Consider the following 25,736-nt stretch of genomic DNA (forward strand, 5'->3'; position numbering starts at 1 on the left):
ATGGATGTAAAATATGCATATTATAGCACTTCTAAAGGCTATAGAGTAGTGGGCGGTACAGCCGCCCACTTTTTAAAGGCGGATGGTTCCTTAGATGGTAAAGAGTATATTGATAAGAATTCCGAGCAAACCATAGATTCTACAAAAACCATAGGTATTCAAAATACTCTATATTCCGGATGGGACAGATCATCAGTAGCCAACCCGCAGATGGGGCCAATCTCTTTACTTAATCTTGCATTACAGGGAGCTTATCCTTTATATGGAGATGAGGAATTCAGAAATGGAAACAATAATATAGCTGTTTATAATAACTCCGGTAATGGTACTGTAACTATGACCAGAGAAGCGGCCTCTAATCTTCCGAATAGGTCAGGAGTGCAGCTGAGATTCAATTACAATGGTAGTGGAGCCTCTCCTGGTTTAGGTGGATTTATATTAGGGTTTATGGCAAGAACTAATGCTGTATTTATTCAGAAGTTTATGGCCAAACTTCCTGTAGGATATTCATTTAATAATGCTGAAAACTACATGGGAGCCAATGCTTCAGTCACTTGGTTAACATCAAGAGCCGGGACCGGGAAATGGGAAACCTATGTAAGAGCAGTGATGTGCGGAACCGGAACCGGTTTTGGAAATGGAGGTCATGTATATGTTAGCGGTCCCAATACGGCACTGGAATTCTATTTAGCTTTTGCTGAAATTTATGAAGTAAACAGCTCCGTATTTTCCAGAATAAAAGAAGCTTTCTATGCGAAGAATGAAACAATCCATTTTAATGGGGCTGTATCTGACTTAATTACTGTTGGGGATTCATATACCCAGAAAAAATTATTATCCACATCATGGGATGGAACTAATGGAGACCAAATTCTCTTAAGGGTTCCGGGAAACCAGAATAATGGAGCTTACCTCAGATATTCTCAGAATGGAACTTTAAATGGTAATATAGGATCATTGGGGTCAGATAATTTAACGGGAGGCCAGATACTCAGTTCTCAGGGAAATATTCTGTATCTGGGAAATTCATCTTTACCCAATATGATACTTCAGAGTACCACTAATACTCAATTTAATTATGCAGGAGCAGGCAGCATTTATAACTTTAATGTTAATGGCGTTTACTTAGATAGGAATATTAATTTTAATCAGGATAACTCTGGCGTTAATTTCTTTGATGGAGGTAAGGTCTATAAAAAAGTTGGAGGGGGAGTCCATATCAATAAAGGAAATAATGGACTGGATCCCAGAATTGAAAATGCAGACGGGTCTCAGTCATGGGTAATATTCCATGGAGGAAATTATAATCCTTTTAAGAATTTAAGAAATGGAGTTGTTTTAGAAGATGTTTCAGAATCAGGTATTTACAGACAGGAGGTGCCGACATCCGAATATAATTATACAACTACTTTAAACCTAAACTCTTCTGACGGCAGGCAGCAGCTGACTATTGACAGAAGCGGAAAGGGAATGAAATTCCGCGGAACTCCTACGGGTTCAGGAAATGCAAGCTGGTCAGATTGGAGAGAAGTTTATCATTCAGGGAATTTTAATCCTGCTAATTATATAACACAGTTTACTTTAAATAACCAGTTAGATAATTATGCTGCACTGAATGGCGTTCAGACTTTTACAAATACCAATACTTTTCAGCGGAGCCCGGTTATTCCGGCGGGAACTTTAGGAACTCATGCCGTGAATCTAAACCAGCTGAGTACAAAAGCTAATGGTCAGGAAAATGCTTTGGCAGTTGGTTTCTCATCTGGAGATGTACCGACTCCGGATGGAAATTCGTTTCCGTATATGTATCATAATTCAGGATTGTATGTAGCGTTAGCAACACAGTCTTATCTGCAAACAAACTTTTTAAGTACACCGAATGGTACCTCTGTCATCATATCAGGTTCGAATCTGAATAATTACCTTAAAACAGGTTTTTACAGAGGTTCAGGATTAGCTAATGCACCAATCAACAATACCGGTTGGTGGTATGTGACCATTGAAACCCATGATAGTACCTGGGTTACCCAAAAGGCAACCTCATTTGGTTCAGGTAACACGCCCAATGTGACTTATCAGAGGACGATGGCTGGAGGTACCTGGTCAGATTGGGCACAGGTTTGGACCGCTCAGGATTTTACGGCAGGGAGTATTGAGCAATGGAATTATATGGCGCAGTACGGGTTACAGCTCAACTCTGAATTTTCAGTTAATACAGGATCAGCTTTAGCCATTGGAGATGGTCATTTTGGAGGGGAATCCGGGGTTATAGACTTTAAATGGGGTGCCCTTGTAGCGGCAAAAAGAAAAGAATATTACTGTTATGGTTCAGAGCATGATGCATGGTCTGGTCTCAACTACCATGGGGAGAGTAAACTCTTCGGAATGGGAAGGGAAGCTAATAAGGATGATAAGTTAACCGTAGCAGGCTCCGTAAAAGCCAGTAAAAACTTTAAATCAGAGGATGAAAGCCCGGATACCATCTTTATTCCTAATGGCAGAACAGCTGCTCTGAAAGATGAAATTGTTAATGATCAGTCTGATTCTTATAATTATGCCATCAGATTAGACCCACACGAATATGAGTTCGCTTCTTCCGGGGCTCTTAATATAGACGATAGAAACAGGCTTCTCCATATTATTGGAGAAAAGATTAAAATGATGGTGAATTTCAAGGAAATCTATCCAAAACAGCAGATCGTTATTTATAATTTTGACAAATCCGGCGGTACGATGGAAGTTAAAATATATGGCAAAACGGTGTATAATATTAGTCCGGACTGTTCTCTCAGATTGTATGTGACAAAATCACGAAGAGTGATTGCAGAACAGGAACAGAAATCTATGTTTATTTGGTAAGAAAATAAAATAGGCATTCTACGGGATATAAAAATTAAAAAACTTCTCACCATAATTTAAAATAAAACCCACAGTCAGAGGATGAAAGCCTTCTGATTGTGGGTTTTTGTGTGGTATTACCATGAGCGTTGTTACTATAAAACGGGCACTTAAGTTAAAGGAGAATTACAGAACGCTTTTTTATTTTACAGTGATGTCATCATACAAATTACCCACTACTTTTTCCAAAATTTCTCCTGTTTCATTAAAGCTGGTGTTTGTTAAAATGGATATTCCTATATTTTGTTTAGGAAAGATCACAAACCAATTTTGCATTCCGTAGATACCGCCGTGATGTCTGTACATTAATTGATGATCATTTTCTATGATGTACCAGTGATAGCCTTCCCAAAAATCAGAACCTTCTTTGTATAGTTTTTTATGAGATTCTTTGACAATAGGATTGGATAGGTCAAGCTGCAGTTTCATATATTTCACCAGATCCGTAGTCGTAGAATGCAATCCTGAAATTCCACCCCATAAAGTTCTGTTGAAGTTGGGCATTAGCTCGTTTTTATCGTTATAGCCTTTAACCAGTCTTGTTCTGTCATTTTCAGTGAGTGTAAATTTTGTTTGGTTCATGGTATTGGGCTTCAAGACAAATTCAATAAGCAGTTCCTCAAAAGATTTTTGATACACTTTTTCAAGGATATAGGCGGTCAGCTCCGGAGCTGTGTTTGAATAGGAATAGACTTCTCCGGGCTTCGTTTCAATGTTGATGAGTTTTAATCCTTCAAAAAAAGCCTTTTTATTTTCGCTTTTTATAGGGAAATTAGGAAATCCACTGGTATGGGTGATGAGGTGTTTGATTTTGATAGGTTCACCTTTGAACTCTAAATTGGGAAAAGGTTCGTTAAGATAGGTTCTGATATCATCCTCTAAATTGAGCTTTTTATCCAGTACGGCTTTAGCGGCGATATAACCTGTAAAAGTTTTAGTGACGGAAGCTAATTCATAAAGGGTGGAATCGTTGGGTTTGTTTCCCTTTCCAATCGTTAATTCTCCAAAATGTTTGATGGTAGATTTTCCATCTTTAAGCACGGCAATAGAAACAGAATGAAATCTTTTGTCCTCCAATAACAGAAGAGCATTTTTTGTAATGGCATTTTCAACATTTTGTTTGTTGGTTGGGTGAACACTATTACAGCCAAGTAAGGCAAAAAATAAAATAGGGATTACATATTTCATGGTCAGAATTTTAATTTAATATTGATAATCTGATGCAAATATGCTGTAGGGAATCCTGAAAAAAGTCCGTATAAAAAAGTCGGACTCATTTTAATGAATACAATGAGTCCGATTATCTGCAATGCAAAGTTCGATTTTTTACAATGGATTAATTATCAATTGTTTCTGAATGCCGTTGGCGTTTGGTTCGTGTATTTTTTAAAAGAAGTATGAAAAGAGGATTTTGAATTGAAACCCACTTCATATAAGATTTCCAGCACCGTATATTCTTTTTTCGTGGGATCTTTCAGAATCGTCATTGCTTTTTTAACGCGGTATTCATTCACAAAATCAAAAAAGTGCTGATTGAGGTGATGGTTAATCAATACCGACAACTCACGAACAGGAATATTCACCTGATCTGCCAGTTCCTGAATCGTTAATGAAGGTTCAAGGAAAGGTTCCTTTTCAACCATAAATTTCTTAAGCTGTTCGATCTGAAAACTTTTTGTTTCATCGGTTTTATTTTCAGTTTCTAATGTTTCTGCAAAATCTTCTGTCGGTTGTAACGTAGAATCAATTCTGCGAAAAAGCTCAGGATAATTTAATGCCTTTAAGATAAACCAGCAGGCAGCCAGTAAAAAGGAAGTTCCTGCCAGAATATGCAGCCAGATAAACAGATCGTTGTATGCGGTATACCGCATTATATTTTTTAAAAAAATACAGACATGGATGAACAGGAAAATGAGGGTAAGCTGAAACAGCCATTGGTATAACAAGGTGTTGGGATTGGTGTAGTTTTCAAGATAAATCTTCTTATATCTTTTGAGGATCATGAATACAGCAACAATGTAATAGAAAAACTGCAGTTCTCCGATGAGCTGATACACAAACATTTCAGGAGAGTGCCACATTGTTGTAAAGAAAGCTTCTTTAGCAGCACCTTCTGCCAGATAAAGCCTTGGAACCAACATTAAGTTGGCAACAATAAAAGGAATAAGATGCAGTAAATGTTTTCTTTTTAGGGTAAAATCAGAATAACAAACAGCATTCACATACAGATAGAAAAGAGGCATTACCAATAAGTAAGCAGATATTTTGAAAGCTTTCAGATTGTAACTCTCCACAAAAAGATGCATGAAAATTCCGCTGATATCAATGGCATTGATGATAAGGAACGCTGCAAATAATCTGTTTTCCAGTTTTCTTTCCGTTTTTACCGTTAACAAAAATACGGCAAGCAGCAGCGATATAAAAACAGCCATCGCAGCAATAACTTCCAGAAAACTTAATTTGTCCATGTAATCTTTTTGTAAAAATAGGATATAAGTAACAAAGAAATAGAATTACCAATAAGGAAAAAAAGGAAAATCAATTTATGAGCCCCCTCCTTCGTCAAAAATCGAAGATTCTACAACAATAGTATAAAATGGTGTATAGTATCCCCAATTTATTATGAATAACCTATTTAATTTATCATTAAATTAGTACTAAGTTAATTTTAAATCGATTATGAAAGCATTGGTCATTTCAGGAGGAGGAAGCAAAGGTGCTTTTGCAGGAGGCGTAGCTGAACATCTTATAGAAAATCATAAAAACGACTATGAACTTTTTGTAGGGACTTCAACCGGAAGCCTTCTGATTCCTTTTCTTGCTCTTGGAGATATCCAAAGAATTAAAAAGCTTTATACCACCATCGAGCAGTCGGATATTTTTACGGTTTGCCCATTTAAAATAACGAATAAGAATGGTAAAGTAAAAATAGGGATCAACCATCTGGGGATTATAAAGCAGTTTATAAAAAAGCAAAAGACATTAGGAGATAGTACCAACCTCAGAAACCTTATCCGCAATAGCTTTACAGAGCATGATTTTGAAAAAATAAAAGAACTGAAAAAAGAAATTGTGGTTACAGTGGCCAACCTTACAACGCAGCAAATAGAATACAAATCTTCTAATGACCATAGCTATGAGGATTTCTGCGATTGGATCTGGGCTTCATCCAATATGGTTCCTTTGATGAGCTTATGCCAAAAAAACGGAAATGAATATGCAGATGGAGGCTTTGGCAATCTTATTCCTTTACAGCACGCCCTGGAAAAGGGAGCATCATCCATAGATACCATTGTATTGAGACTGGAAAAAACGTCATACAATAATCCACCTCTTCAGAATGTATTAGATGTTTTCGCCCGTACCACAGATTTTATGCTGAACCAGATTGCCAGTGATGATCTTATTATTTCACAGTTGGAAGCGGCAACCACCAATGTACACATCAATTTCTTTTTTATCAACAGGATACTCACCACCCATTCATTTATATTTGATAAAGAGGAGATGACGAAATGGTGGCAGGAAGGGCTCGAGCTTTTCCAGACCACCGAATGCAAAAGCCTACTGTTAAAAGCGAAACCTGTAGATCTTATTTGAATTGATCATAAGGAAAGTTGTGAAGAATCTGTTTTCCGATTTTCATTCTGTTTATTTGGGGAATACCATTATATCTATGCTATAGAATACTTGTATTTGTAGATCTGCGAATTCTGTTGGCAAAGTCTCCGAACATTGAGTTAGTAAAAAGATCATGTCCTTTAAACTTGCTCCAAAGTCAGATACTTTAGAGAGCTAGGGGAAACCTAATAGATCGTGTCTGAAATTTTTTATAAATTAAAAAATTAGCACAAAGTTGATGAATAATCCCGCTTTATTGTAAGTGGGCAAAGGGATGCAGCTTCGTCGCTGGTGAAGCGGTATGCTTACCCGTACGCTTCGACGAATCAACGAAGTTGATTTCAGCCTTTGCTCTCTGAAAATGCATAATGAAGCTAAAACTTTGCGCCAGAAAAACACGTCATTAGTACATTATCTTTTTAATCAAAAAATCCTTGGAGCTAAAGGATTCCATTCGCATTTTATTTGTAAGTTAGTGCCGCAAAAACAGGGAAGTTTACCTAATTGATATTGAAAGATATAGATATTTATATCCTTTCCTATCTTGATTTAAATAAAATCTATGTGCACCAATGCAACCAAAAAATAGAGCCAATAAGGCTGTTGATAGTTTATTTTTCAATGTTTTAGAATTAGCCTTAAAATTAGTATTTAAAATAAAATTTAACAATATTCTTTAAATAAAAAAAACATCTTTAAAAGATGTTTTTAGTATATACTTAATTCGATTGGATTTAAATTTTTTTCAGCTTCTATTGCATTCTGCCTGATCATTTCTAAATCATCTTTATTCTCTATAAACTCTTCATGAACTTGCATTCTGCCAGCAATCATATTTTTTAAAAGTTCCCAAATTTTTTCTTTTGTTGTTTTCTTTGCATTAGTAGCAATATTAGCCGATTTACAAGTATATTTTCTTTTTCTAAAGGAATATATGGTGTAATGATAATCGTCTTTACTGTCATATAATTCAGTAATTAAACCAGGAAGACCATTAAATTTATATGGTCCATATTGAAATGGTATATCTGTTGTAAACCAAGCCGTCCAGGTTCGTCCGTATTTCGTTGTTTCAGCTTTTTGACATTTAAAACCTAATATAGTTTTAAATTCATTTTTTATTTTCCAGTTTATATTATTAGGTTCTTCGTATGAATAATCAATATAGTTTATCTCTGTTGTAACATATAATTTTGCAGACGTAGTACCAATTGTTTCTCGAAAATCTGTAACATACTTCATTGATTCATTTAAAGGTACGTCTACTTTTTCCACTTCTAAAGAATCTGCTATATACTTATTCATGTTTTTAAAAAAAGAGGCATCCTGATTTATCAAAAGTGCAAATGTTGTAGTTTTTTTATAATTACTGGCTTTATTAAGTTTGTAGTTTAATTTATAATCGGCTTCAAAAACTACATCAAATTTTTTCTGACAATAAAATAAGGTTACGACTAACAAATTTAGTAATAGTATAATCTTTTTCATTTTTGCTCATTATTAAAAAAAGACCGCCACACTTATGACGGTCTTATTAGTAATTTTTTTAATTATTAGTGGCTGTAAATCACTGTTACGACAGTTGAACCTGCATGTTGAGGGCATGTTTCACCGTTTAAGTCTGTAAGATAACCCGCTAATTGATTTTGTGACATGTGATCAGCGATAGTTTGGCTAACTTGAAGTAATTTTCCGCATGAGGTTCTAAAAGGAAATGCACTTACTACACCAGCGATTAATAAAGCGCCTAATAAAATTGTTTTTTTATAATCGTTTTTTTAATGATTAGTTATTAATTTAAAAATGTATCTCAAAAATATTAAAAATAAATCAAATCAAGTGAGAATTATTTTTTTATGTTAAATAGCTCTGATACTTGCTTTTGCATAGATAAAAAAAATTGCATTAAGAAAAATACGGTTTTCCGTAACATGTGTAAAATATAATTTTTACTGCAACTATGTAAGAGAATAAATTATAAATTTGGAATATAAATAAATTTAAATGGGGGAATATACTAATCAGGAAATAATAGAAATTATATCCTCTAATGCAGAAAAAATCAATTCAAATGTTCTTAAAGAAGAAAGAATAGCGAATGAGATTGAACAAGCTATAACACAACTTGAATATAAGATTGTAGAACTCAAAACCATGCAAATAGAGCCTGATTTAAGCTATCTAAATTCTTTTTACAAGGAAAGAACAGAAGAAAACATAGAACGTCTTAATTCGCATTTAAAAGTGCCGAAACTAAGCCTTTATATTTGGCTATCTTCTTTTGCAATGTTAATTATTAGTTTTGGAGTTTTATTTTTTGTCTATTCCAAAGCTTCTGAAACCAAAGCCCTTACCCAAAAAGAATATAAAGAACAGCTTTTAAAAAATAATGTGATCATGTCTAAAGAAAATGCGGAACTTTTAAAAGATATGGATCTTTGGTTTAAAAGCGATCCACAATCAACACAAAAATTTATTCATTGGCGACATAATCAAAAATAAGAACTAATTAAATTTGATACAGACTGAAAAGTATAAGCTTAAAGAGATATTACTTTTGAAATCAATAAAAGATCATTTTATAAATATTGGGGCTTTTAAATTTGTTTTAAAGCTTAATTAAAGCGTGTTTAAAAAACTTCTATGAATAAACTTGCAATAGTCTTCATCCTGTTATCTGTTAAACTATTTTCACAAACAAGCTTTAATGTTATTTATGAGGCTGATTATAAATTACAGTATAAATTACTAAATATTCCGAATGCAAAAATTGAAGAAGCAGCATTTGCATTGTTAATAAATGAAAAAGAATCCTACTTTAAAAATATGAACAAATATATAGGAGATTCTTTAAGATATGAAAAAAAGCTGGACGATAATAATAGCAGTAATGGTAAATACTTTACTTTCTTTCGTGAAAATATTGGCACGACGGATGGAAAAATATATGTTACTGCTCCCATTGCAAATAAAAATTTTAAATACGAAGAAACCAATGATATAAATTGGAAATTAGTAAATGAATACAAAACAATCGGAAAGTATAAAACTCAAAAAGCTACTACAAAGAAATATGGTAGAACTTGGATAGCTTGGTTTGCTAAGGATATTCCTTTTCCATTTGGTCCATATAAATTCAACAAGTTACCTGGACTCATTTTAGAAGTATATGATGATAATAATGACTATCATTATACATTATATAAGTTTGGAAAAAGAAAGTATCTATGCAAATCAGCAAATATGAATACAGAAGGTGCAAAATTTGTTGAAAAAACTAAAATTTTTGATTATCAACGGAAAGAAATTGCTGATCAAAACCAATTCAATGACTATATTGAGGATAAAGAAACCTTGAATATGTTGAGAAAAAAATCTGCAGAAAGAGCAAAACAATATAATCCTATAGAATTGACAATTCATTAATGATAAAAGCATTCCCGCTGTGGCAAAGTCTCCCGACTTTGAGCTAGTAGTGAGAGGATTATTTCCTTTAAGTTTGCTCCAAAGTCAGGAGACTTCGGAGAGCGGGCTGTCCTCGAGACAGCCTTATTTTTTTCCTAAAAAACATCAAAAAACATCAATTAAATTTTAGCACGACGAGTTCTGTCGCCATGCAAAACTATCTTTGTATCAGTAAGAAAAAGGATAAGAGCTCTTCCAATGTTAACCTAATTAATAACCAAATTAACCAAACCAAATCATTATGAAAAAATTTCCATTTACTCCGGAAGGAGTGCAGTCAAAACAAAAAGAGTTGAACGCATTATCAATCGACGAAAGATTAAAAGTTGCGGAATATGTTTCTAGCAACCCGGTTGAATTTATTTCTGAAAACTTCGAAATGTCTGAAGAGCAACAAGCTTATTTAAAAGAACTTGAACTTGTTGACATCAGAGTAACAGGATTCAGTTTGGCAATCGGATTCTTAGGACAGATTCCTGTTGAAATGCAGGATACAACGCCTCCTTCAGCTTTTGCCGCAAGAGGAAAAAAGAAAAAAGAAGTTTCAACGAATGTAAGTACAACAACGAACCCACAAACTGGTGCTACAACTGTAACAGGTTCTGTAGGAATCAAGTGGACTTGGTAATCGCATGACAACTTAATACAATAAGGCTGTCCTCGAGACAGCCTTATTTTTTTCCTAAAAAAACATCAAAAAACATCAATTAAATTTTAACACGACGAGTTCTGTCGCCATGCAAAACTATCTTTGTATCAGTAAGAAAAAGGATAAGAGCTCTTCCAATGTTAACCTAATTAATAACCAAATTAACCAAACCAAATCATTATGAAAAAATTTCCATTTACTCCGGAAGGAGTGCAGTCAAAACAAAAAGAGTTGAACGCATTATCAATCGACGAAAGATTAAAAGTTGCGGAATATGTTTCTAGCAATCCGGTTGAATTTATTTCTGAAAACTTCGAAATGTCTGAAGAGCAACAAGCTTATTTAAAAGAACTTGAACTTGTTGACATCAGAGTAACAGGATTCAGTTTGGCAATCGGATTCTTAGGACAGATTCCTGTTGAAATGCAGGATACAACGCCTCCTTCAGCTTTTGCTGCAAGAGGAAAAAAGAAAAAAGAAGTTTCAACGAATGTAAGTACAACAACGAACCCACAAACTGGTGCTACAACTGTAACAGGTTCTGTAGGAATCAAGTGGACTTGGTAATTTAATAAGAGGCTGCCTTCTTGGCAGTCTTTATTTTTTATTTCTATATTTGTTTGACATCAAAGATCAATATAAAATGAGAAATCTTCAAAAACATTTATTTTTATTTGCATTAATATTATTTCCTTTCTTTTTTAACGCAACTACAATACCTTTCGAACTGATTGATGGAAAAATTGTCGTTAGTGTAAATATTAAAAATACTCCTCATAATTTCATTTTTGATTCCGGAGCTTTTACTATTATTTCATCTGAATTAAAAGATCAATTAAATGAAAAGAAAAGCAAGACTATTTTTGAAGCAGTAGACGCCAACAATGCAAAGTCGAAGATGGAGGTTTTTTCAACGGATAAACTACAAATATCAGATTTAAATATAAAAAATTTAAATTTTTCATTTGCAGATATTAGCTGGATGAGTGGTCGCGCATGTAAGAAAATTAGTGGAATATTTGGAGCTAATATGATGAAACAAAAATTGTGGAGAATTGATTTTAAATCAAAAACTATTAATGTTTTTGAAAAATCTCAAGAGCAATCAAATATTATTGCAGCAATTCCTTTTTTAGAAGAAAATTTTACAAGTGTTCCAAAAATCAATGCTAAAATAAGAAATCAAAATATTGAGTTTATATTTGATACTGGCTCAGGAATGGGCTTTACAGTTAATCAGAAATCTTATGACAAAATAAAAGATAAAAATTTTTTAACTTTTGAAGGACTTTTGTCTCAATCTTTAAACAGTATTGTCAAAGGACAAAGACAAGTTGACCTGATGGAAGTTGAGTTCAATAACACAAAACTTGGTAATCAGATTATAGATAGCAGCTCAGATTCTCCTAATCTGATTGGTACAAGGTTTATAGAGAATTATTTAGTTGATCTTGATTTTATTAACAAAAAAATTATTCTTGCAAAAACCGAGAAAACCCCTGAATACCAAAGCTTCGGAGTAGCATTCGCTCCTATTGACAATAGTCTCATCATTGTAAACAAGCTTGAAATACCTCAATTATCTGATTTAAAATTGACGGATAAAATCGTGAAAATAAACAATACTGATGTTTCTAAAATGAATCCAGAAGATTTCTGTAAAATAAAGGAACTTCTCGAACAAAACACATCTATTACAATAGAAAATGAATCTCATAAAAAATTTACCTTAGAAAAGAAAGACATTTTAAAATATTTAAACTAGGACTAAAATCCCAATAATTATTGGGATTTTATTTTTTTATTTTTCTAAAAAACTCTTCTAAAGTAATTTCTTTCTTTCAACAAATTTTTGCTAGTGTTTTTATAGACATATTGTATTCGGTCTTTACTGTTCCTAAGGCAATATTTTTAATTTTCCTAACGGTGTTTTCTTCAATATCACATTTAGATGCAAAGTCTCCCGACTTTGTGCTAGTAAATATTACTTTTACACTTGCTCCAAAGTCAGGAGGCTTCAGAGAGCAGGGGTACTGTAGTATGGAAATCCATAATTGCACATCATATGCAATATGTACGCAATTGTGTATAATGTGTACATATTGTATAGTATCTCCCTGCACCCCGTTTCATAACCCCCTCCAGGGACTATGGTAAGGGGTGATCCCCCTTGCAGAACAGCCTGAAGCCCGTTGGGTAAGTGTCTCGAGCCCGTTATACAAGTGGTTCTGGCCCCTTAGGTAAGGGGGTATAGGCCGTTCCTTAAGGGGGTATAGCCCCTTGGGAAGACCCTCGAGGGGGTTAGGGAAGTACCTAGAGGGTCTTTGGAACGGCCTACAGCCTTTGTAGTGACGTTTTTAAGGAATTGTATGGTTCTTGTGAGAAGGTGAAATGAGTTTTAATTATTGGTTTGAAATAAAATCTCCAAAGTTGGGAGACTTCGGAGAGCGGTGGAATAAATAAAAAAGCGAACGCACAACTTCTAAAAAGAAATAAAATTTCAAAAATCTATATAAAAGCAATCTCGCTTTATACACGAATAATTGTCAATCCAACTGAAGCAAAGTGGTTCATCAACGGTTTTACTCCAACTTATTGATGGAAGGCTAGACTTGTTGGTGTAATAAAGCCAAACAGATTGTTTGGCCTGGTGGTTTTTCCCAACCATTGTTTCCAATCTGTCCGGCTTTGAGGACAATATCTTTTTACTTGCTTATTAAGCGTTCTGTTGTTCTAACCATTTTAAAATGGATTGGGTAGTTTCTTCAGGCTTTTCCTGTTGAATCCAATGGCCGCAATCCAGACTCACAATATCCAGATTAGGAACAATATTTTTTAGGTTTTCAGATTTGGGAATCATGTCCTGTTCACCATATATCATAAGAGTCGGCTGATGAATGATTGGGGGTACGTCCGCCATTAAGTGCCAGTTTCTATCAAGGTTTCTGTACCAGTTTATACTTCCTGTAAACCCTGATGCTTCGAAAGCAGAAACAAATACAGACAATTCGTTGTCTTCCATTAAGGGTTCTCCCAGTGGACTTTCTGCTCTTGCAAGATTGATCATCATCATTCCGGGCTCTGGTGGTGTTGGAGGTACATTTTTGCGGAATAGGTTACGGAGGAACTGAGAGGTATTTTCATTCATGATGGCATCTGCTACTCCTGGCTGTCGATTGAAGTGAACAAAATAGAAATCTCCTCCAAATATAGCTTCCATCAACTCAATCCATGGCTGTTCTCCGCGCTCCTGATAAGGCAAGGCCAGATTTATTATTCTATTTACCCGCTTAGGATGCAATAATGCAAGGTTCCAAACAACATTGGCTCCCCAATCGTGACCAACAAAAGTGGCATCTTCATATCCAAAGTAATCCAGTAGTGCGACCAGATCGCCTGTCAGGTGTACAATATCATATTCAGTGACTTCGGTCGGACGGGATGAGTTGCCATACCCTCTCTGATTGGGAATGATCACGTGATACCCATTTGCAACCAATGCCTGCACCTGATGACGCCAGGAAAAAGCATGTTCCGGAAAGCCGTGGCAGAGTACAATAGGTTTTCCAGCATTCTCTTTACCTGCTTCAAAAACTTCCAGTTCTACACCATTCACTGAAATAAGAGTAGGGTTGGGAAAATGGGTTGGCTTCAATACTGAGTTAATTTCGTTTGTCATTGTTATTCTTTTAAAGATTAATTAATGATGCAAACTTACAGCAGCACCGTGACAGCAGTGTGTCAGCAGTTAAAAATAAATGAGATCTATTATTTTCTGCTGTGGAAAGTCTCCCGACTTTAAGCTAGTAAAATAAGAGCATTTCCTTTAAACTTGCTTCAAAGATTGGAGACTTAGAATAGCTGGTAATATATCTTCGCTGAAGTCGAGCAAGCTACCTGAAAAAGAAGTAACTTGTGATAAAGTTTACATATAATGTAAACTTTATTTTTGTATATTTGTTAAGCAATGTACGTATTAAATAAAATTACGGGTGAGAAACAGGCTGCAACAATAACTAAAATTGCTGCTGTTGAAATTTCGCAAATTAATAAAACCAAGCGATTTGATTTTAATTGGAACAAAGAAAAAAACTTTCATGTTTATAAATTAGCAGTAGAAGATAAAGAAGAACCAATAGGGCTACTATCAATAGAGGAGCGGCCACAGGATTATGCTTTGGAAATCAGACTTCTGGCGGTCTCCAAAGAAAATGTTGGCAAATCGCAGAATTATAGCAGGATTGCGGGCTGTCTTATTGCATTTGTATGCAGAGAAGCATTTAAAAAAGGATTTGGAGGGTATGTATGCTTAAAGCCAAAAACAAAGCTTGAAAAACATTATATACAACAATATGGACTACAGTCAACCAAACTATATTTGATAACTGAAGGAGAAAATTCATTAAAATTAATTCAGGAATATTATGAAGACAAATAGAAAGGAAAGTAAGGAAACAGATTTTTCAAAGTTTACAGGTGAAGAACTTGCGGATGCTTTTGTCTTTCCTGCAGATCAAGTTTTGAATGCAAAAGAGAAAAAAGATGAGGAGGACTTTTGGGTAGCTCGACGGAACCAATTTGACAATCGCACTCACAGGCAAAAAATGTATTCAAGATTGTTACAGCTAAAGTTTCAATTGGAAGACTATATAGATAGCAGTCAATATTTGGAAGCTTTTAATTTTGGATTTTTTTTAAATGAGTATGTTAGCAGACAAGACAAAAAAGATAAGGACTTTGCTGTTGAGGTAGATGTTAAGCCAGCTGTGCTTAGCCAATATATTAATAATCATCGAAAGCCGACAGATGAGTTCATCATCAGACTTGAATTACATTCCAACGGACTGATTCCCGCGATAAATTGGTTTAAGGTTATCCAAAAGGATAAAGAACATGAAATTATGACCAATCAGAAATTAAGAGATGAAGAAAGTAAGCATGTTAAAAACAGACTTGGATTTGCTTATTAGCTTTCATTTACTATAGCTTGTAGCTTTCAGATAAACCAACACTTTCAGCTGTAGGCTTCGGCAGCAAAAACCCGATTACAGATAATAGTCCCGCTGGCAAAGTCTCCCGACTTTGATCTAGTAAGTAAGAGGATTATTTCCTTGAAGTTTGCTCCAAAGTCAGAAGACTTCGGAGAGCGGGGGATTTAGGAGAGCAAGTGTTTTCTTTTTATGAATCAAATATTTTTTGAGAATCAGCGTTATAACCCCTAATAACCTATTTATTTAATGATGAACATCAGATACTTTAGCCTTCTCCTGGGCCTATTTTGTACTAACCTTTTTGGACAGACTCCTGAAAAAATCACTTTTAAAGATACTCAGAACCATTATTTGAAATTACTTCCGAAGGATAAACCTGAAGGAATACTTGTTATTTTACCGGGTGGAGGTGAAAATGGCGAAAAAGTAATGAATCAGATTAAGCTGGATGATCTGGCGTTGGAAAAGAATCTTATCGTATTACTCCCAACCTGGGAAGATGGGGATTTTGGATTTCATATAGAGCAGAAGTTTATAGACAGAATGGTAAAAGATACAGTGGAAAAGCATAAAATTTCCAAAGATAAAATATCAATGGGAGGACTTTCCGGCGGAGGAATGCTGGCTGTTACCTATGCTGAAAGGGCAATCAGGGACAAAAACACCTATTTTATACCCAATTCTGTATTCGCTCTTGATGCACCGTTAGATTACGAGAATATGTACTACAGGTTGCAGAGAGAGATAGAAAGAGACTATTCTGATATTGGAACTAACGAAGCTAAATATTTAACTGCTGAAATGGTTGATGCTATGGGTACACCGGATAAAAACAGAGCCAATTACGTAAGAGAATCCATGTTTTCTTATCGTGAAAAAGATGGTGGCAATGCAAAATATCTTCTGAATATCCCTGTTCTGATTTATACAGAACCAGGGATTATATGGCAGATGGAAAACAGAGGAAGGGATATTTACGACCTTAATGTGGCAGATATTACTGCTATGATTAATCTATTACGACTAAAAGGCCACAAAAACGCTGATCTTGTCATCACCAATGATCGTGGAATTCGTCCGGACGGTACAAGACATCCTCATTCCTGGAGTATCATGGATTCTAAAGAATGTTTAAACTGGATATTAAAACATATGAAGGCATAAAATTGCCACAGCTGATTGTACGTTTTACAGGTATTTACTAACGGATATACAGTTAATAGCGAAAACAATACTCATAATATCCAACCGTCAAAAGACCGCGCTACGTCCGTATTGAACTTCAGGGATAGATACAGCAAGACTTTTAGTAGAGGTCTTTGGCAGCAAAAATCCGATTACAGATAATGGTTCTGAAGAAGTGAAGGTACAAAACCATAGAGTGAAGCTGGTGAAAAAACAATGTAAATAATACACTAATAGATAGTTGTAGGTTGTTTTGCTTAAAAAAAGCCCAACATTCGTTGGGATTTTTTTGTTTTACTTTATGGAGGGTAGGTTATTCTATTTTGTTGATTTTTTTTCTAAACCAATTCTTTATATTTTTAAAAAACTCTAGATGAATATTTTCTAACCTATATATATGTTCATCTAATTCCTTTAATAGTTCAAATTGTTTTTCAATATACTCATTTATACTAATGGCCTTGTCATCATAAAGCTTTTCATTTTGTTGCAGAGCTTTTTCAATTTCTTTAAACGTCATAAATGTATTGGGTAATTTTTGACTTTTTGTTACTTAATTTCAGTATTTTTCGCATAGCTACATAAAATTATTGCTAAACTTATGGTTCTTTGTAATCAAAAAATCTCAGCAGTGCTGAGACTTTTAAAGTCATTTGTAATAATCCAAAGATTATTTCGAATCTCCGGGTTTGTGTTTGTGAGGTTTTAGATCCGGATGCTTTGGTTTTGTTTCGGGTGTTACTCTTCGTCTTCTGTCTGGAGTTCCATCAGGCTTGTCAGGTTTTGGCCCTGGCTTAATTGCTTTAATTGTTTCCATAATAAAATTTATTTAACATACTAAATTTAAGGTAAGTCAAACTTCCTACATTACGGAAAACCACAATTGATGTATTATAATCTTCTTATTTTTATATATAAATAACTTAATATGATACTAACGTTAATTAATATCTCATTTGGTATTGGTGAATTCTTCTCAACAACATTCTTAATTTTAATTATTTTATCATTCTGCGTCTATCTCTACAGGATTTCCAAATATAAAAGGTATCAGAAATCTAAATATGCAATTTCATGTCTTTCAATCATATTAACTCTACATTTAGTAGTCTTTCCTTTTCTATATACTTTAATGCTCAAAAGTAATCCAGCTAGTTTTGAATTTAAAACAGCTATTCATGATAGTCGAAAACGAGTGGTCCTTAATGAGTGGATTGATGATTCGAAGAATATTCCTTATGAGATTAAATCTCTCGAAAATATTAAAATTTCAAATTATACTATCCTAAACAGGCAATTAAAACAATTGAAACAATTAAATTTTACTGAAAGTAATATAATATTTACAGATTACAAGATTAATTTGCCAAGTAAAAATTTTGACTTTACAGCAACTATCTATATTTTTGATAGAAAAGGTATTTTAAAAAAGGAATTGTATAAAGGTGGAACTCAGGCTGAATTAGATTCTGTGAAATTTGGAAGTATAATAAATCAAAATATTAAATACCTTAAAAATGAATTGCATTATTATAAAGTTAAAAAAGCAGAATTAGATAAAAATAATTTTTGGACTTATGCAACACTACTTCCATATAGTATATCTTCAATATTTACAGGAAATATGTCTCCATTAACGCCAATGGCTAATATATTATATACTATTCATTATGCTGTCATCTATTGTATTGGGATAGGCATTTTTCTTTATTTTCTAATTAAAAATCTGGAGTTCATTATTAGAAATCGAAAATCTTAATTCTTTTGACTATGATTATGAAAGTGTTGCGTTTTTTCAAATATTGTTTTTTTTATTTTTTGCTTTAAGTAATATCTCTAAAGTCTAAAGTCTAAAGTCTGAAGGCTTCGAAGAGCCGAGGTAAATAGGATCATTCTCTTTGATTTTGCTCCAAAGTCAGGAGACTTCGGAGAGCGGGGTCAAAAATAAATTAGATCTATTACCTTCTGCTGTGGAAAGTCTCCTCACTTTGAGCTGGTAAATAAGATTATTTCCTTTAGGCTTGCTCCAAAGTCAGAAAATTTCGGAGTAATACAATTTTATTTATGTTTTTTGTTTAGATTAATATGCTATATTTTTCGATCAAAAATCTGTTAATTTCTTCTTTTTTTTCTTCATTTAAGAGAAAGTATTTATCTTTTTCATTTAATTCACATATTCCAAAATCTTTCACATAATTTTTTGCATATGATATATAACCAGAGGAATAAGGTTTACTTGTATTTTGCATGTAATAATGGAAAACATCAGACTCTAAAATTCTTTTAAGAATTTTAAGTTCTTCTACCGATTCATTAAAAATTGCATATCCACAATATATTAGCATATCTTTTTGATCTGTGAACATGAACCGAGGCTCTTTTGCCATATACGGAAATAAAAGCTTATATCCTTTATCTGTAAGAGCTTGAGTCCTACCAAATGCATACCAAGCTGCATATTCTCCATTACCTTTATCTCTTTCTTTTAATTCTTTTTTATGGGCATATAAATATTTATATGCATTAGGGAAATTTGTAATTAAGTCATCTTCAGACATCAATTCAAGAGGTGTAATTCCATTGGTATATGGATAAATAACTTTTTCTTTTGCATTTTCTATTTGATTTTCATCTTTAAGTATGTTTGGTTTTATTATATCTCTGCAAATACTTTTTTCAATCTTATAGATTTTATTTTTTCTTTCTAAAAAGTAGAAATCATCATTTTCATCTACTGGCTTGAAAATATATATGTTATTGCTAAGGGTAGCTATACCGTTTTTAATTTTATATTGTTCACCTAAACTTTTCCCTGCTGCTTCTATTTTTTTTATGTTTTCAATGATATGGCTATTATTCAAAAGCCAACCTCTATGAGAATCGAGATCACTTAATCTAATTTTATTAAAATGTTTTTGCCCGTTCTCTATTAATGTTTGCCCCGTTTCTTTCTTATATAATAAATATTCTGTATTAGATTTCACAACAAAACAAATGCATGTATATGCAGATATATTTTCAAATATTTTTTCATCTCCAAAATCTATAATGTTTATATTATATTGTTTTTCTTGAAAATATTTCCTTAGTTGTCTAGCATTTACACTTTTGAAAAACGAATTGACTGTAATATAACCAAGAACGCCATTTGTTTTTAGATTTTCTAATCCTATTTCAAAAAATGGGATATATAAATCTGGATTACCTGATTTTGTTACATTCCAATTTGGTAATATTTTTTTGCTAATATCATCAATATTTTTAGCCCGAACATAAGGTGGATTACCTACAATTAGATCAAATCCTCCATTTTTCTTTATAATTGGACAATTAGATTTCCAGTCAAATGAAAGAGCATTATCACAAAATAGATTAAATTCAAATTTTTGTATATCCTCTTTAGCCATTATTGCTTGCAAAGAAAGGAGTATCTCAGTTCGCTTTATGCTATTTTGGCATATATCCAGCCCCCAGATATTATCCTTGAAGATATCAAAAAAAGATTTATTAGTTTCGTTTTTTAGCTTGTTTGCTATTGTAAATAGAAAGGCCCCGCAGCCACACGAAATATCGGCTGTTTTAATACTTGATAATGGAAGTGTTAATTTAGAAATACCATTTTCAACAATAAAAGATTTAATAAAATTTGGTGTATAAACTGCTCCATTTACAGTCTTATCTTCCTTTGGAATTGCTAATTCAAAAGCTTCAATTAACTCATCAAAAGAGAAAGTGGTTTTTGAAAACTCTAAGTAGATATATAGTTCTGAGTCAGGTTGAATTATTAATGATTTAATCAGATCATTTTTTTGAATATTTAATTCATTAGATTTTATAAAAATAGATACAAGAATTTTATTTAATGTATTTGCGTTGTCACTGAATTTATTAATAATATTTTTTAAATCTTTAGTCATTTTATTAGTTATTGTTTAGCAGTTCAATCCTGTCAATATTTCTTCCTTTTGCATTGAAAAATGCTTGTTCCTCTGCATTTAGTCCATATAATTCATAACAAATCATATCTAACTGTTCCCATTGTAGATTAAGTAGAACTGCAAAACCTCTTTTTTGATTTGGAGAAGAACTTTTATACTGTCCTTGTAATTCCTGAATTCTTCTTGATATATTGAACAACTCCGTTTTTAATCTTGTATTTTCGCTAAAATTTCCCCCCGGAAAAGGTACAGGTTCTAAAAACTGCTTATTAAATTTAAAATATCCATTTGATTGTGGGTTAGCAATAGAACGAGCTAAAACGGAATATACTTTAGAATTAATTATTGCAGAAAGTGCGTAGAGATTAACTTCATTAATTTCAGGCAATTCTATATAATTAACATTGGCATTGTCGCAATAGTGTCTATCAGAGAAAGTAATAGCTGCATAAGTATCAAGTGCAGTCATTGGGATATAAACTTTTGGAAAGTTCCTTGCGATGTTATTTGCTCGAGTATATAAATGCCATTTTTCTCCTTCAAAAGTTTCTACGTTATTTTTTATGGTTGCCTCTATTCTTCTGAGATAAGCTCCAGCTAAAGGAAATCGTTCATAAAATTCATTGAAAAGAATTTCGTAAGAAACCCCATCTATTACACGATACGGAAATATACAAAATGTTTCAGGCCTATCATCACGATAAGGGTAGAAGCTTTCATTTGGTAATAATGCACAACAGGCATCTAATTCAATTGGAAAATTATTTTCTAAATGGCTTCTACAAGTGATAATACCATTTTCAATTGAAATGGGTCTTATATGATAAGCTTCATTCCATAAGGCTTGAATACCAACTCTCACAGTTGCATAATCTCCTAATGTTCCCACGTTTTCAGCTAGTCTTGTCTTAATTGAAATAAGTTCAGGATCAGCAAAGCTCCAAGGTGTTTCAGAAACAGCATTAGCTGGTAAAAAGATATAATTATCAGGAGCTACATCAGGCGTTTCAGAATCTCTTAAAGCACTTGGGAGATTTTCTACAGCTTCCTGAAATAATTTAAAGCTAAAATTTTCCGGTGCAGCATTGTCTAATAATAGAATAGAAACATATGTAATTCTATCCTTGAAAATAGATGTTGTTTCAAAATCTACTATTGATGATAATAATTTAGAATTTGTTATGAATTCTCTAATCTTTTTACCATAATCTGTTTTAAAGAATCGTTTTTGAACAATGAATCCCAATCTTCCTTGTGGATTAAGTAATTTGATTGACTTTTCTATAAAAGGAATAGCAAGATCAACTTTACCATTCTTTGCGGAAGGATATTTACGCTTAATGTACGAATGCATAAAAGGCAAATCTACATTATAGTGTTTTACTTCTACATAGGGAGGATTACCAATTATATAGTCAAAGCCTTCTTTGGCTTGAAAAACTTCCTGAAAACCAGAACTACTGTTCCAATCAAATAAGTTAGTTTTTATAAGCTCTTCTGGATATTCTGATATACGTGGGAAAATTTCTAAAATATCTGATTCAACGAGGGAGTTTCCACATTTAATATTATTTCCTACACCATTTAATATTCTATCTCCGAATAATCCTATTTCATTATATACTTCTGCATGATCAGATGAATCAACAATTTTAAGTGATAATGACATTTTTGCTACTTCAACAGCTTCTGCGTCAATATCAACACCAAAAATACAATTATCTAGAATTGCTTTTTTACCCATTAAATTAATAATAACAGATTCGTCCTGATTTATAAAATATTTTTCAAAATCCGGATGTTGTGTTGAAATATATAATTGTTTAAATATATCTTCTAAATAATCATATGCTTCGATAGCAAAAACTCCACTACCGCAAGCAATATCTAAAACTTTTGTAGAAAGAAAATTTTGTATGCCATTATCTAAAAGTTTATTTGAAGGGATAGTTCTTTTAATAATTTCTTGAACAATATATTGAGGAGTGCTTATTGCGCCTCTGGTTTTCAGATATTCGCTTTTTATTTCATCTTTAACCTCGCCGTTATCAATATGTAACTTTTTTGATAAAAATATTTCGTAAATATCACTTAAAAGTTTTGTTGGGATGACATCGAAACGATAGGGTGATGGATAATACAAATGTTGTAGCAATTCATCAAACACTTCATTATCTATCAAGATTTCGTGTATGGAATTTATTCTGTCGAATAAAGGGCCATCGTAACGTGTGTAAAATTCAAGATATGAAGAGTCTTTAAAAATATCCCAAAATCCCTGTTCCTTATATGAAAGTAGGAGTCCATCTTCTTCAATCTTTCTTGCTTCGCATACTCTGATAAATAAAATTCGATTAATAATCACCTGAACGATGTAGCTAAGATTTTCCGAATTATCTCCAATATGAGCTATGTTCTTATTTAATATATTTGAAGCCAGTGATAATCTAAAACTAGATAATTGTTGTGCGAACTTTAAGTCAGGAGATATTTTTTCAATATAACGATTATCTCTTAAGGTCGCTGAATAAATCTCATTAAGCTTTCCTTTATAGATATTCTCCTTAAGTAAATGCATTTCAAGAATTTCGAAATTTTCTATATAGGTATCAATTGTAAAATATAGCCTACCAATTATTGGGTCTTGACCTTGTTCTGGCATATATGTACAATCATAGATTGCAAATTCCTCAAAATTGGAAATAAAAGCACAAGGTGCTAAAATTGACCATCCATAAGATTTAATCTGAAATGCAGCATCTTTATTAGTTAAAATACTTATATTAATATCTTTTGCATCAAGAAAAGTTAACTTTTGTTTTGCTATTTTGAATGTGTAATCTGGTCTTGTGTTTTGAGAACCAATCTCTTTTAATTTTTCTTTTTCTGTTTTTGATAATACTTTCTCTTGAAGAATTTGAGAAGTATCTCTAACATCCCAATCAAAAATATATAAAAGATTATTTAACCAAGTTCTAATGGTTTCTTCGGAAGTTAAATCTAGTCTTCCTTGATTTTTGAAACTATTATATTCTTCAATGAGTTCGGCAAGTTTTATCTTACGTATTTCAGAATCAGGTATATGTTGATTTTCTAGTGGCATATAATCTACTACTTTATCCTACAAAACAGAAATCAAAAATGTTTTTTTAATAGTTTTGTATAAATTTTCGTCAAAAATAGTTAAATAATATTTCTGTAGTATTATTTTTATTGTAATAAAAATCTACTACATCCGAAATAGTGATTAGCAAAATCAATTTGATGATTTTTTCCATTATAATTTAACAATAAGAACATAAATAGAGTGAGAGAAGCATTGTTATATTAATAAGAATTTTATAGTATAAGATCCCAATTTTCGTTAGGATTTATTTGAATAATGGATCATTAAAAAAATCTTGTAATGTAATTTTTAGGAGATTACAGAATCTTTTTATAGTGTAAATTGTAACTCCTCGTTCACTTTCAAAACTTTCCCATCTGTTTACTTGTTGTCTGTCAATGTCATGAAGCTTGGCAAAATCACTTTGGTTCAATCCGGTATACTCTCTTAAATCAATTAATCTTTGAGTTATTTTATTTCTAAGTTCAATATCTTCATTGGTACATTTGCTTATTAATGAATGAGTTAATATATGATAGGCTGTTTGATTAGCCTCCTATTTTTCCCGCTGCAAAGTCTCCCGACTTTGAGCTAGTAAGTAAGAGGATTACTTCCTTTAAGTTTGCTCCAAAGTCAGGAGACTTCGGAGAGCGGGGTTTCATCATAATAAATCCTGACGAGAGTCAGGATTTATTTTAGAAATAAAAATTCTCTTATTGAAAACTTCCATTATTTCCCAAGATGCTTCTGAACTGCGGCGGCAGAAACTCCAACAGCCTTAACTGCATTTTTCAATTGTTCTTTGGTAACACCAAATTTTTTTGACCAATATTCTAGTTCCCAACTCTCATGTACATTTACTTTAGTTGCGTCTTGCGGTCTTTTTTTACTTAAATCATCGCTCATAATAAATAATTTTTTTGGTTAATAAGACCAAAGGTAAACAGGCTTTAGACCATATCCTTACGGGTTTCCGTAAAAACAAAAAAAATCCCAACTTTCGTTAGGATTTTCTCTTATTTTGATTTTTAAATTCTTTTTGCCGATCATCAATTTCACTTTCAATCTTCTTTAATTCTTTTTCATTGAGTTTTGTAAATAAATGTAATAGATCAATTTCAAGAAAATTACAAAATAGAATAAGACTTTCAATGGTTGGATTCGTTTCAGCTCTTTCAATTCTACCAACATGGTTACTTGAAATATTGAGCTCATTTCCAAGCTGAAACTGTGAAAGTCCCCTTTTTAACCTATATAATTGAATAAGTTTTCCAATTTGAAATTTTAATTCTTCTATTTCCCATTTATACATTCAGTAAATTTTGGGCTTTCTAAAATTTTTCATCAACACATATATGTTATTGTATTGTTTTTTTTATTACATTTGTAAAATAAGCTACAATAAATGTAGCTTTGCGATACTTCAAAGAATATTAGAAGCTATTGCTTAGAACCTTGCTTTTGAAAACTGGTAATTTTTATGCACGCAAGATGATAAGCAGGAAGCTCACGACCTAGGCGTGGGTTCTCTTATCTGTGTGCAGGGTATACCAGTACCTCAAAAGCGGATATTGTAGAGTCCCATGCCGTTTTTATTTTCATGCTGTTCTGCTGTTCTACAATCATCTTTTCTAAGCCCGCTTTACTACATCAAGTATCATGTATGTTACAATGGAGTGTACAATCCGTTGCGGCCTAAGGGCTTTCTGAAAAGCACAAATTCTATCATAAGTTTTTATTTTTTGTCTTGTAGGGCGGGAAGTCCGGCATTGGCAGGGCTTCCTTCCTTTTTACAACAGTAAAAATATTGTAACAGAAAACAATCCTATTGAGCACAAAAGAATGACAATAAAGCTCATTCTGTATGGGGAGCGTGAACTTTC

General features: G+C 32.9%; 24 protein-coding genes. 11 read left to right on the plus strand and 13 right to left on the minus strand.

Features of this window, described 5'->3' with window-relative positions; genetic code table 11:
- Positions 1-2,859, plus strand: a complete 2,859-nt coding sequence (locus AC27VX_RS18090) for a pyocin knob domain-containing protein (protein WP_488697078.1) — start codon at positions 1-3, stop codon at positions 2,857-2,859.
- A gap of 180 nt (positions 2,860-3,039) precedes the next feature.
- Here the strand turns inward: AC27VX_RS18090 and AC27VX_RS18095 are convergent, their stop codons facing one another.
- Both AC27VX_RS18095 and AC27VX_RS18100 read right to left on the minus strand, forming a co-directional pair.
- Positions 3,040-4,086 carry a serine hydrolase domain-containing protein gene (locus AC27VX_RS18095; RefSeq protein WP_488697080.1) on the minus strand — a complete coding sequence of 349 codons (1,047 nt, stop codon included), beginning with the start codon at positions 4,084-4,086 and terminating at the stop codon, positions 3,040-3,042.
- 155 nt (positions 4,087-4,241) lie between these two features.
- Entirely contained in the window at positions 4,242-5,366 is a 1,125-nt protein-coding gene (locus AC27VX_RS18100; protein ID WP_488697082.1) for a helix-turn-helix domain-containing protein, read from the minus strand.
- Positions 5,367-5,577: 211 nt separating this feature from the next.
- On the opposite strand from AC27VX_RS18100, the gene AC27VX_RS18105 reads away from it, so the two are divergent.
- Positions 5,578-6,498, plus strand: a complete 921-nt coding sequence (locus tag AC27VX_RS18105) for a patatin-like phospholipase family protein (protein WP_488697084.1) — start codon at positions 5,578-5,580, stop codon at positions 6,496-6,498.
- Positions 6,499-7,015: 517 nt separating this feature from the next.
- On the opposite strand, the gene AC27VX_RS18110 is transcribed toward AC27VX_RS18105, so the two are convergent.
- Positions 7,016-7,189 (minus strand): TM2 domain-containing protein, encoded by a 174-nt coding sequence (locus AC27VX_RS18110; RefSeq protein ID WP_488697086.1) that lies wholly within the window; start codon positions 7,187-7,189, stop codon positions 7,016-7,018.
- A 38-nt stretch (positions 7,190-7,227) separates the two neighbouring features.
- Entirely contained in the window at positions 7,228-8,007 is a 780-nt protein-coding gene (locus tag AC27VX_RS18115; RefSeq protein WP_488697088.1) for a GLPGLI family protein, read from the minus strand.
- A gap of 516 nt (positions 8,008-8,523) precedes the next feature.
- Between AC27VX_RS18115 and AC27VX_RS18120 the strand changes: the two genes are divergently transcribed.
- The 5 genes from AC27VX_RS18120 (at position 8,524) to AC27VX_RS18140 (ending at position 12,398) form a co-directional block, all read left to right on the plus strand.
- Entirely contained in the window at positions 8,524-9,021 is a 498-nt protein-coding gene (locus tag AC27VX_RS18120) for a hypothetical protein (protein WP_488697090.1), read from the plus strand.
- A 141-nt stretch (positions 9,022-9,162) separates the two neighbouring features.
- The gene (locus AC27VX_RS18125) at positions 9,163-9,945 is read left to right on the plus strand and encodes a GLPGLI family protein (RefSeq protein WP_236855067.1); all 783 of its coding nucleotides are present in this window, start codon (positions 9,163-9,165) and stop codon (positions 9,943-9,945) included.
- A 280-nt stretch (positions 9,946-10,225) separates the two neighbouring features.
- Positions 10,226-10,612, plus strand: a complete 387-nt coding sequence (locus AC27VX_RS18130) for a hypothetical protein (protein WP_236855066.1) — start codon at positions 10,226-10,228, stop codon at positions 10,610-10,612.
- Between the two features lie 201 nt (positions 10,613-10,813).
- Positions 10,814-11,200, plus strand: coding sequence for a hypothetical protein (locus tag AC27VX_RS18135; RefSeq protein WP_236855066.1), 387 nt, complete (start codon positions 10,814-10,816; stop codon positions 11,198-11,200).
- A gap of 76 nt (positions 11,201-11,276) precedes the next feature.
- Complete coding sequence (locus AC27VX_RS18140) at positions 11,277-12,398, plus strand: aspartyl protease family protein (protein ID WP_488697092.1); 1,122 nt, start codon at positions 11,277-11,279, stop codon at positions 12,396-12,398.
- 735 nt (positions 12,399-13,133) lie between these two features.
- Here the strand turns inward: AC27VX_RS18140 and AC27VX_RS18145 are convergent.
- Together AC27VX_RS18145 and AC27VX_RS18150 are read right to left on the minus strand one after the other, a co-directional pair.
- Positions 13,134-13,301, minus strand: a complete 168-nt coding sequence (locus AC27VX_RS18145) for a hypothetical protein (RefSeq protein ID WP_488697208.1) — start codon at positions 13,299-13,301, stop codon at positions 13,134-13,136.
- Between the two features lie 48 nt (positions 13,302-13,349).
- Positions 13,350-14,312 carry an alpha/beta fold hydrolase gene (locus tag AC27VX_RS18150; protein WP_488697094.1) on the minus strand — a complete coding sequence of 321 codons (963 nt, stop codon included), beginning with the start codon at positions 14,310-14,312 and terminating at the stop codon, positions 13,350-13,352.
- 288 nt (positions 14,313-14,600) lie between these two features.
- On the opposite strand from AC27VX_RS18150, the gene AC27VX_RS18155 reads away from it, so the two are divergent.
- The 3 genes from AC27VX_RS18155 to AC27VX_RS18165 all read left to right on the plus strand — a co-directional run bounded on the left by AC27VX_RS18155 (position 14,601) and on the right by AC27VX_RS18165 (position 16,788).
- The gene (locus AC27VX_RS18155; protein WP_488697096.1) at positions 14,601-15,071 is read left to right on the plus strand and encodes a hypothetical protein; all 471 of its coding nucleotides are present in this window, start codon (positions 14,601-14,603) and stop codon (positions 15,069-15,071) included.
- Positions 15,058-15,603, plus strand: coding sequence for a helix-turn-helix domain-containing protein (locus AC27VX_RS18160; RefSeq protein ID WP_236855062.1), 546 nt, complete (start codon positions 15,058-15,060; stop codon positions 15,601-15,603). Before AC27VX_RS18155 ends, AC27VX_RS18160 begins: the two co-directional genes overlap by 14 nt.
- Before the next feature lie 267 nt (positions 15,604-15,870).
- Positions 15,871-16,788 carry a hypothetical protein gene (locus AC27VX_RS18165; protein ID WP_488697098.1) on the plus strand — a complete coding sequence of 306 codons (918 nt, stop codon included), beginning with the start codon at positions 15,871-15,873 and terminating at the stop codon, positions 16,786-16,788.
- A 334-nt stretch (positions 16,789-17,122) separates the two neighbouring features.
- Here the strand turns inward: AC27VX_RS18165 and AC27VX_RS18170 are convergent, their stop codons facing one another.
- Together AC27VX_RS18170 and AC27VX_RS18175 are read right to left on the minus strand one after the other, a co-directional pair.
- Positions 17,123-17,329 carry a hypothetical protein gene (locus AC27VX_RS18170; protein ID WP_488697100.1) on the minus strand — a complete coding sequence of 69 codons (207 nt, stop codon included), beginning with the start codon at positions 17,327-17,329 and terminating at the stop codon, positions 17,123-17,125.
- Positions 17,330-17,479: 150 nt separating this feature from the next.
- Positions 17,480-17,626 (minus strand): hypothetical protein, encoded by a 147-nt coding sequence (locus AC27VX_RS18175; protein WP_488697102.1) that lies wholly within the window; start codon positions 17,624-17,626, stop codon positions 17,480-17,482.
- Positions 17,627-17,737: 111 nt separating this feature from the next.
- Between AC27VX_RS18175 and AC27VX_RS18180 the strand changes: the two genes are divergently transcribed.
- On the plus strand, positions 17,738-18,568 hold the full coding sequence (locus AC27VX_RS18180; protein WP_488697104.1) for a hypothetical protein: 831 nt from the start codon (positions 17,738-17,740) through the stop codon (positions 18,566-18,568).
- Positions 18,569-18,884: 316 nt separating this feature from the next.
- On the opposite strand, the gene AC27VX_RS18185 is transcribed toward AC27VX_RS18180, so the two are convergent.
- The 5 genes from AC27VX_RS18185 to AC27VX_RS18205 all read right to left on the minus strand — a co-directional run bounded on the left by AC27VX_RS18185 (position 18,885) and on the right by AC27VX_RS18205 (position 25,165).
- Entirely contained in the window at positions 18,885-20,726 is a 1,842-nt protein-coding gene (locus tag AC27VX_RS18185; protein WP_488697106.1) for an Eco57I restriction-modification methylase domain-containing protein, read from the minus strand.
- Positions 20,727-20,730: 4 nt separating this feature from the next.
- Positions 20,731-23,850, minus strand: a complete 3,120-nt coding sequence (locus tag AC27VX_RS18190; RefSeq protein ID WP_488697108.1) for an Eco57I restriction-modification methylase domain-containing protein — start codon at positions 23,848-23,850, stop codon at positions 20,731-20,733.
- A gap of 268 nt (positions 23,851-24,118) precedes the next feature.
- Positions 24,119-24,286 carry a helix-turn-helix transcriptional regulator gene (locus AC27VX_RS18195; protein WP_488697110.1) on the minus strand — a complete coding sequence of 56 codons (168 nt, stop codon included), beginning with the start codon at positions 24,284-24,286 and terminating at the stop codon, positions 24,119-24,121.
- A gap of 296 nt (positions 24,287-24,582) precedes the next feature.
- Complete coding sequence (locus tag AC27VX_RS18200) at positions 24,583-24,759, minus strand: DUF3606 domain-containing protein (RefSeq protein WP_488697112.1); 177 nt, start codon at positions 24,757-24,759, stop codon at positions 24,583-24,585.
- Positions 24,760-24,856: 97 nt separating this feature from the next.
- Positions 24,857-25,165, minus strand: coding sequence for a helix-turn-helix domain-containing protein (locus tag AC27VX_RS18205; protein WP_488697114.1), 309 nt, complete (start codon positions 25,163-25,165; stop codon positions 24,857-24,859).
- Positions 25,166-25,736: the final 571 nt, after the last annotated feature.

The organism is Chryseobacterium sp. 14P4.3.2 (assembly GCF_057799275.1).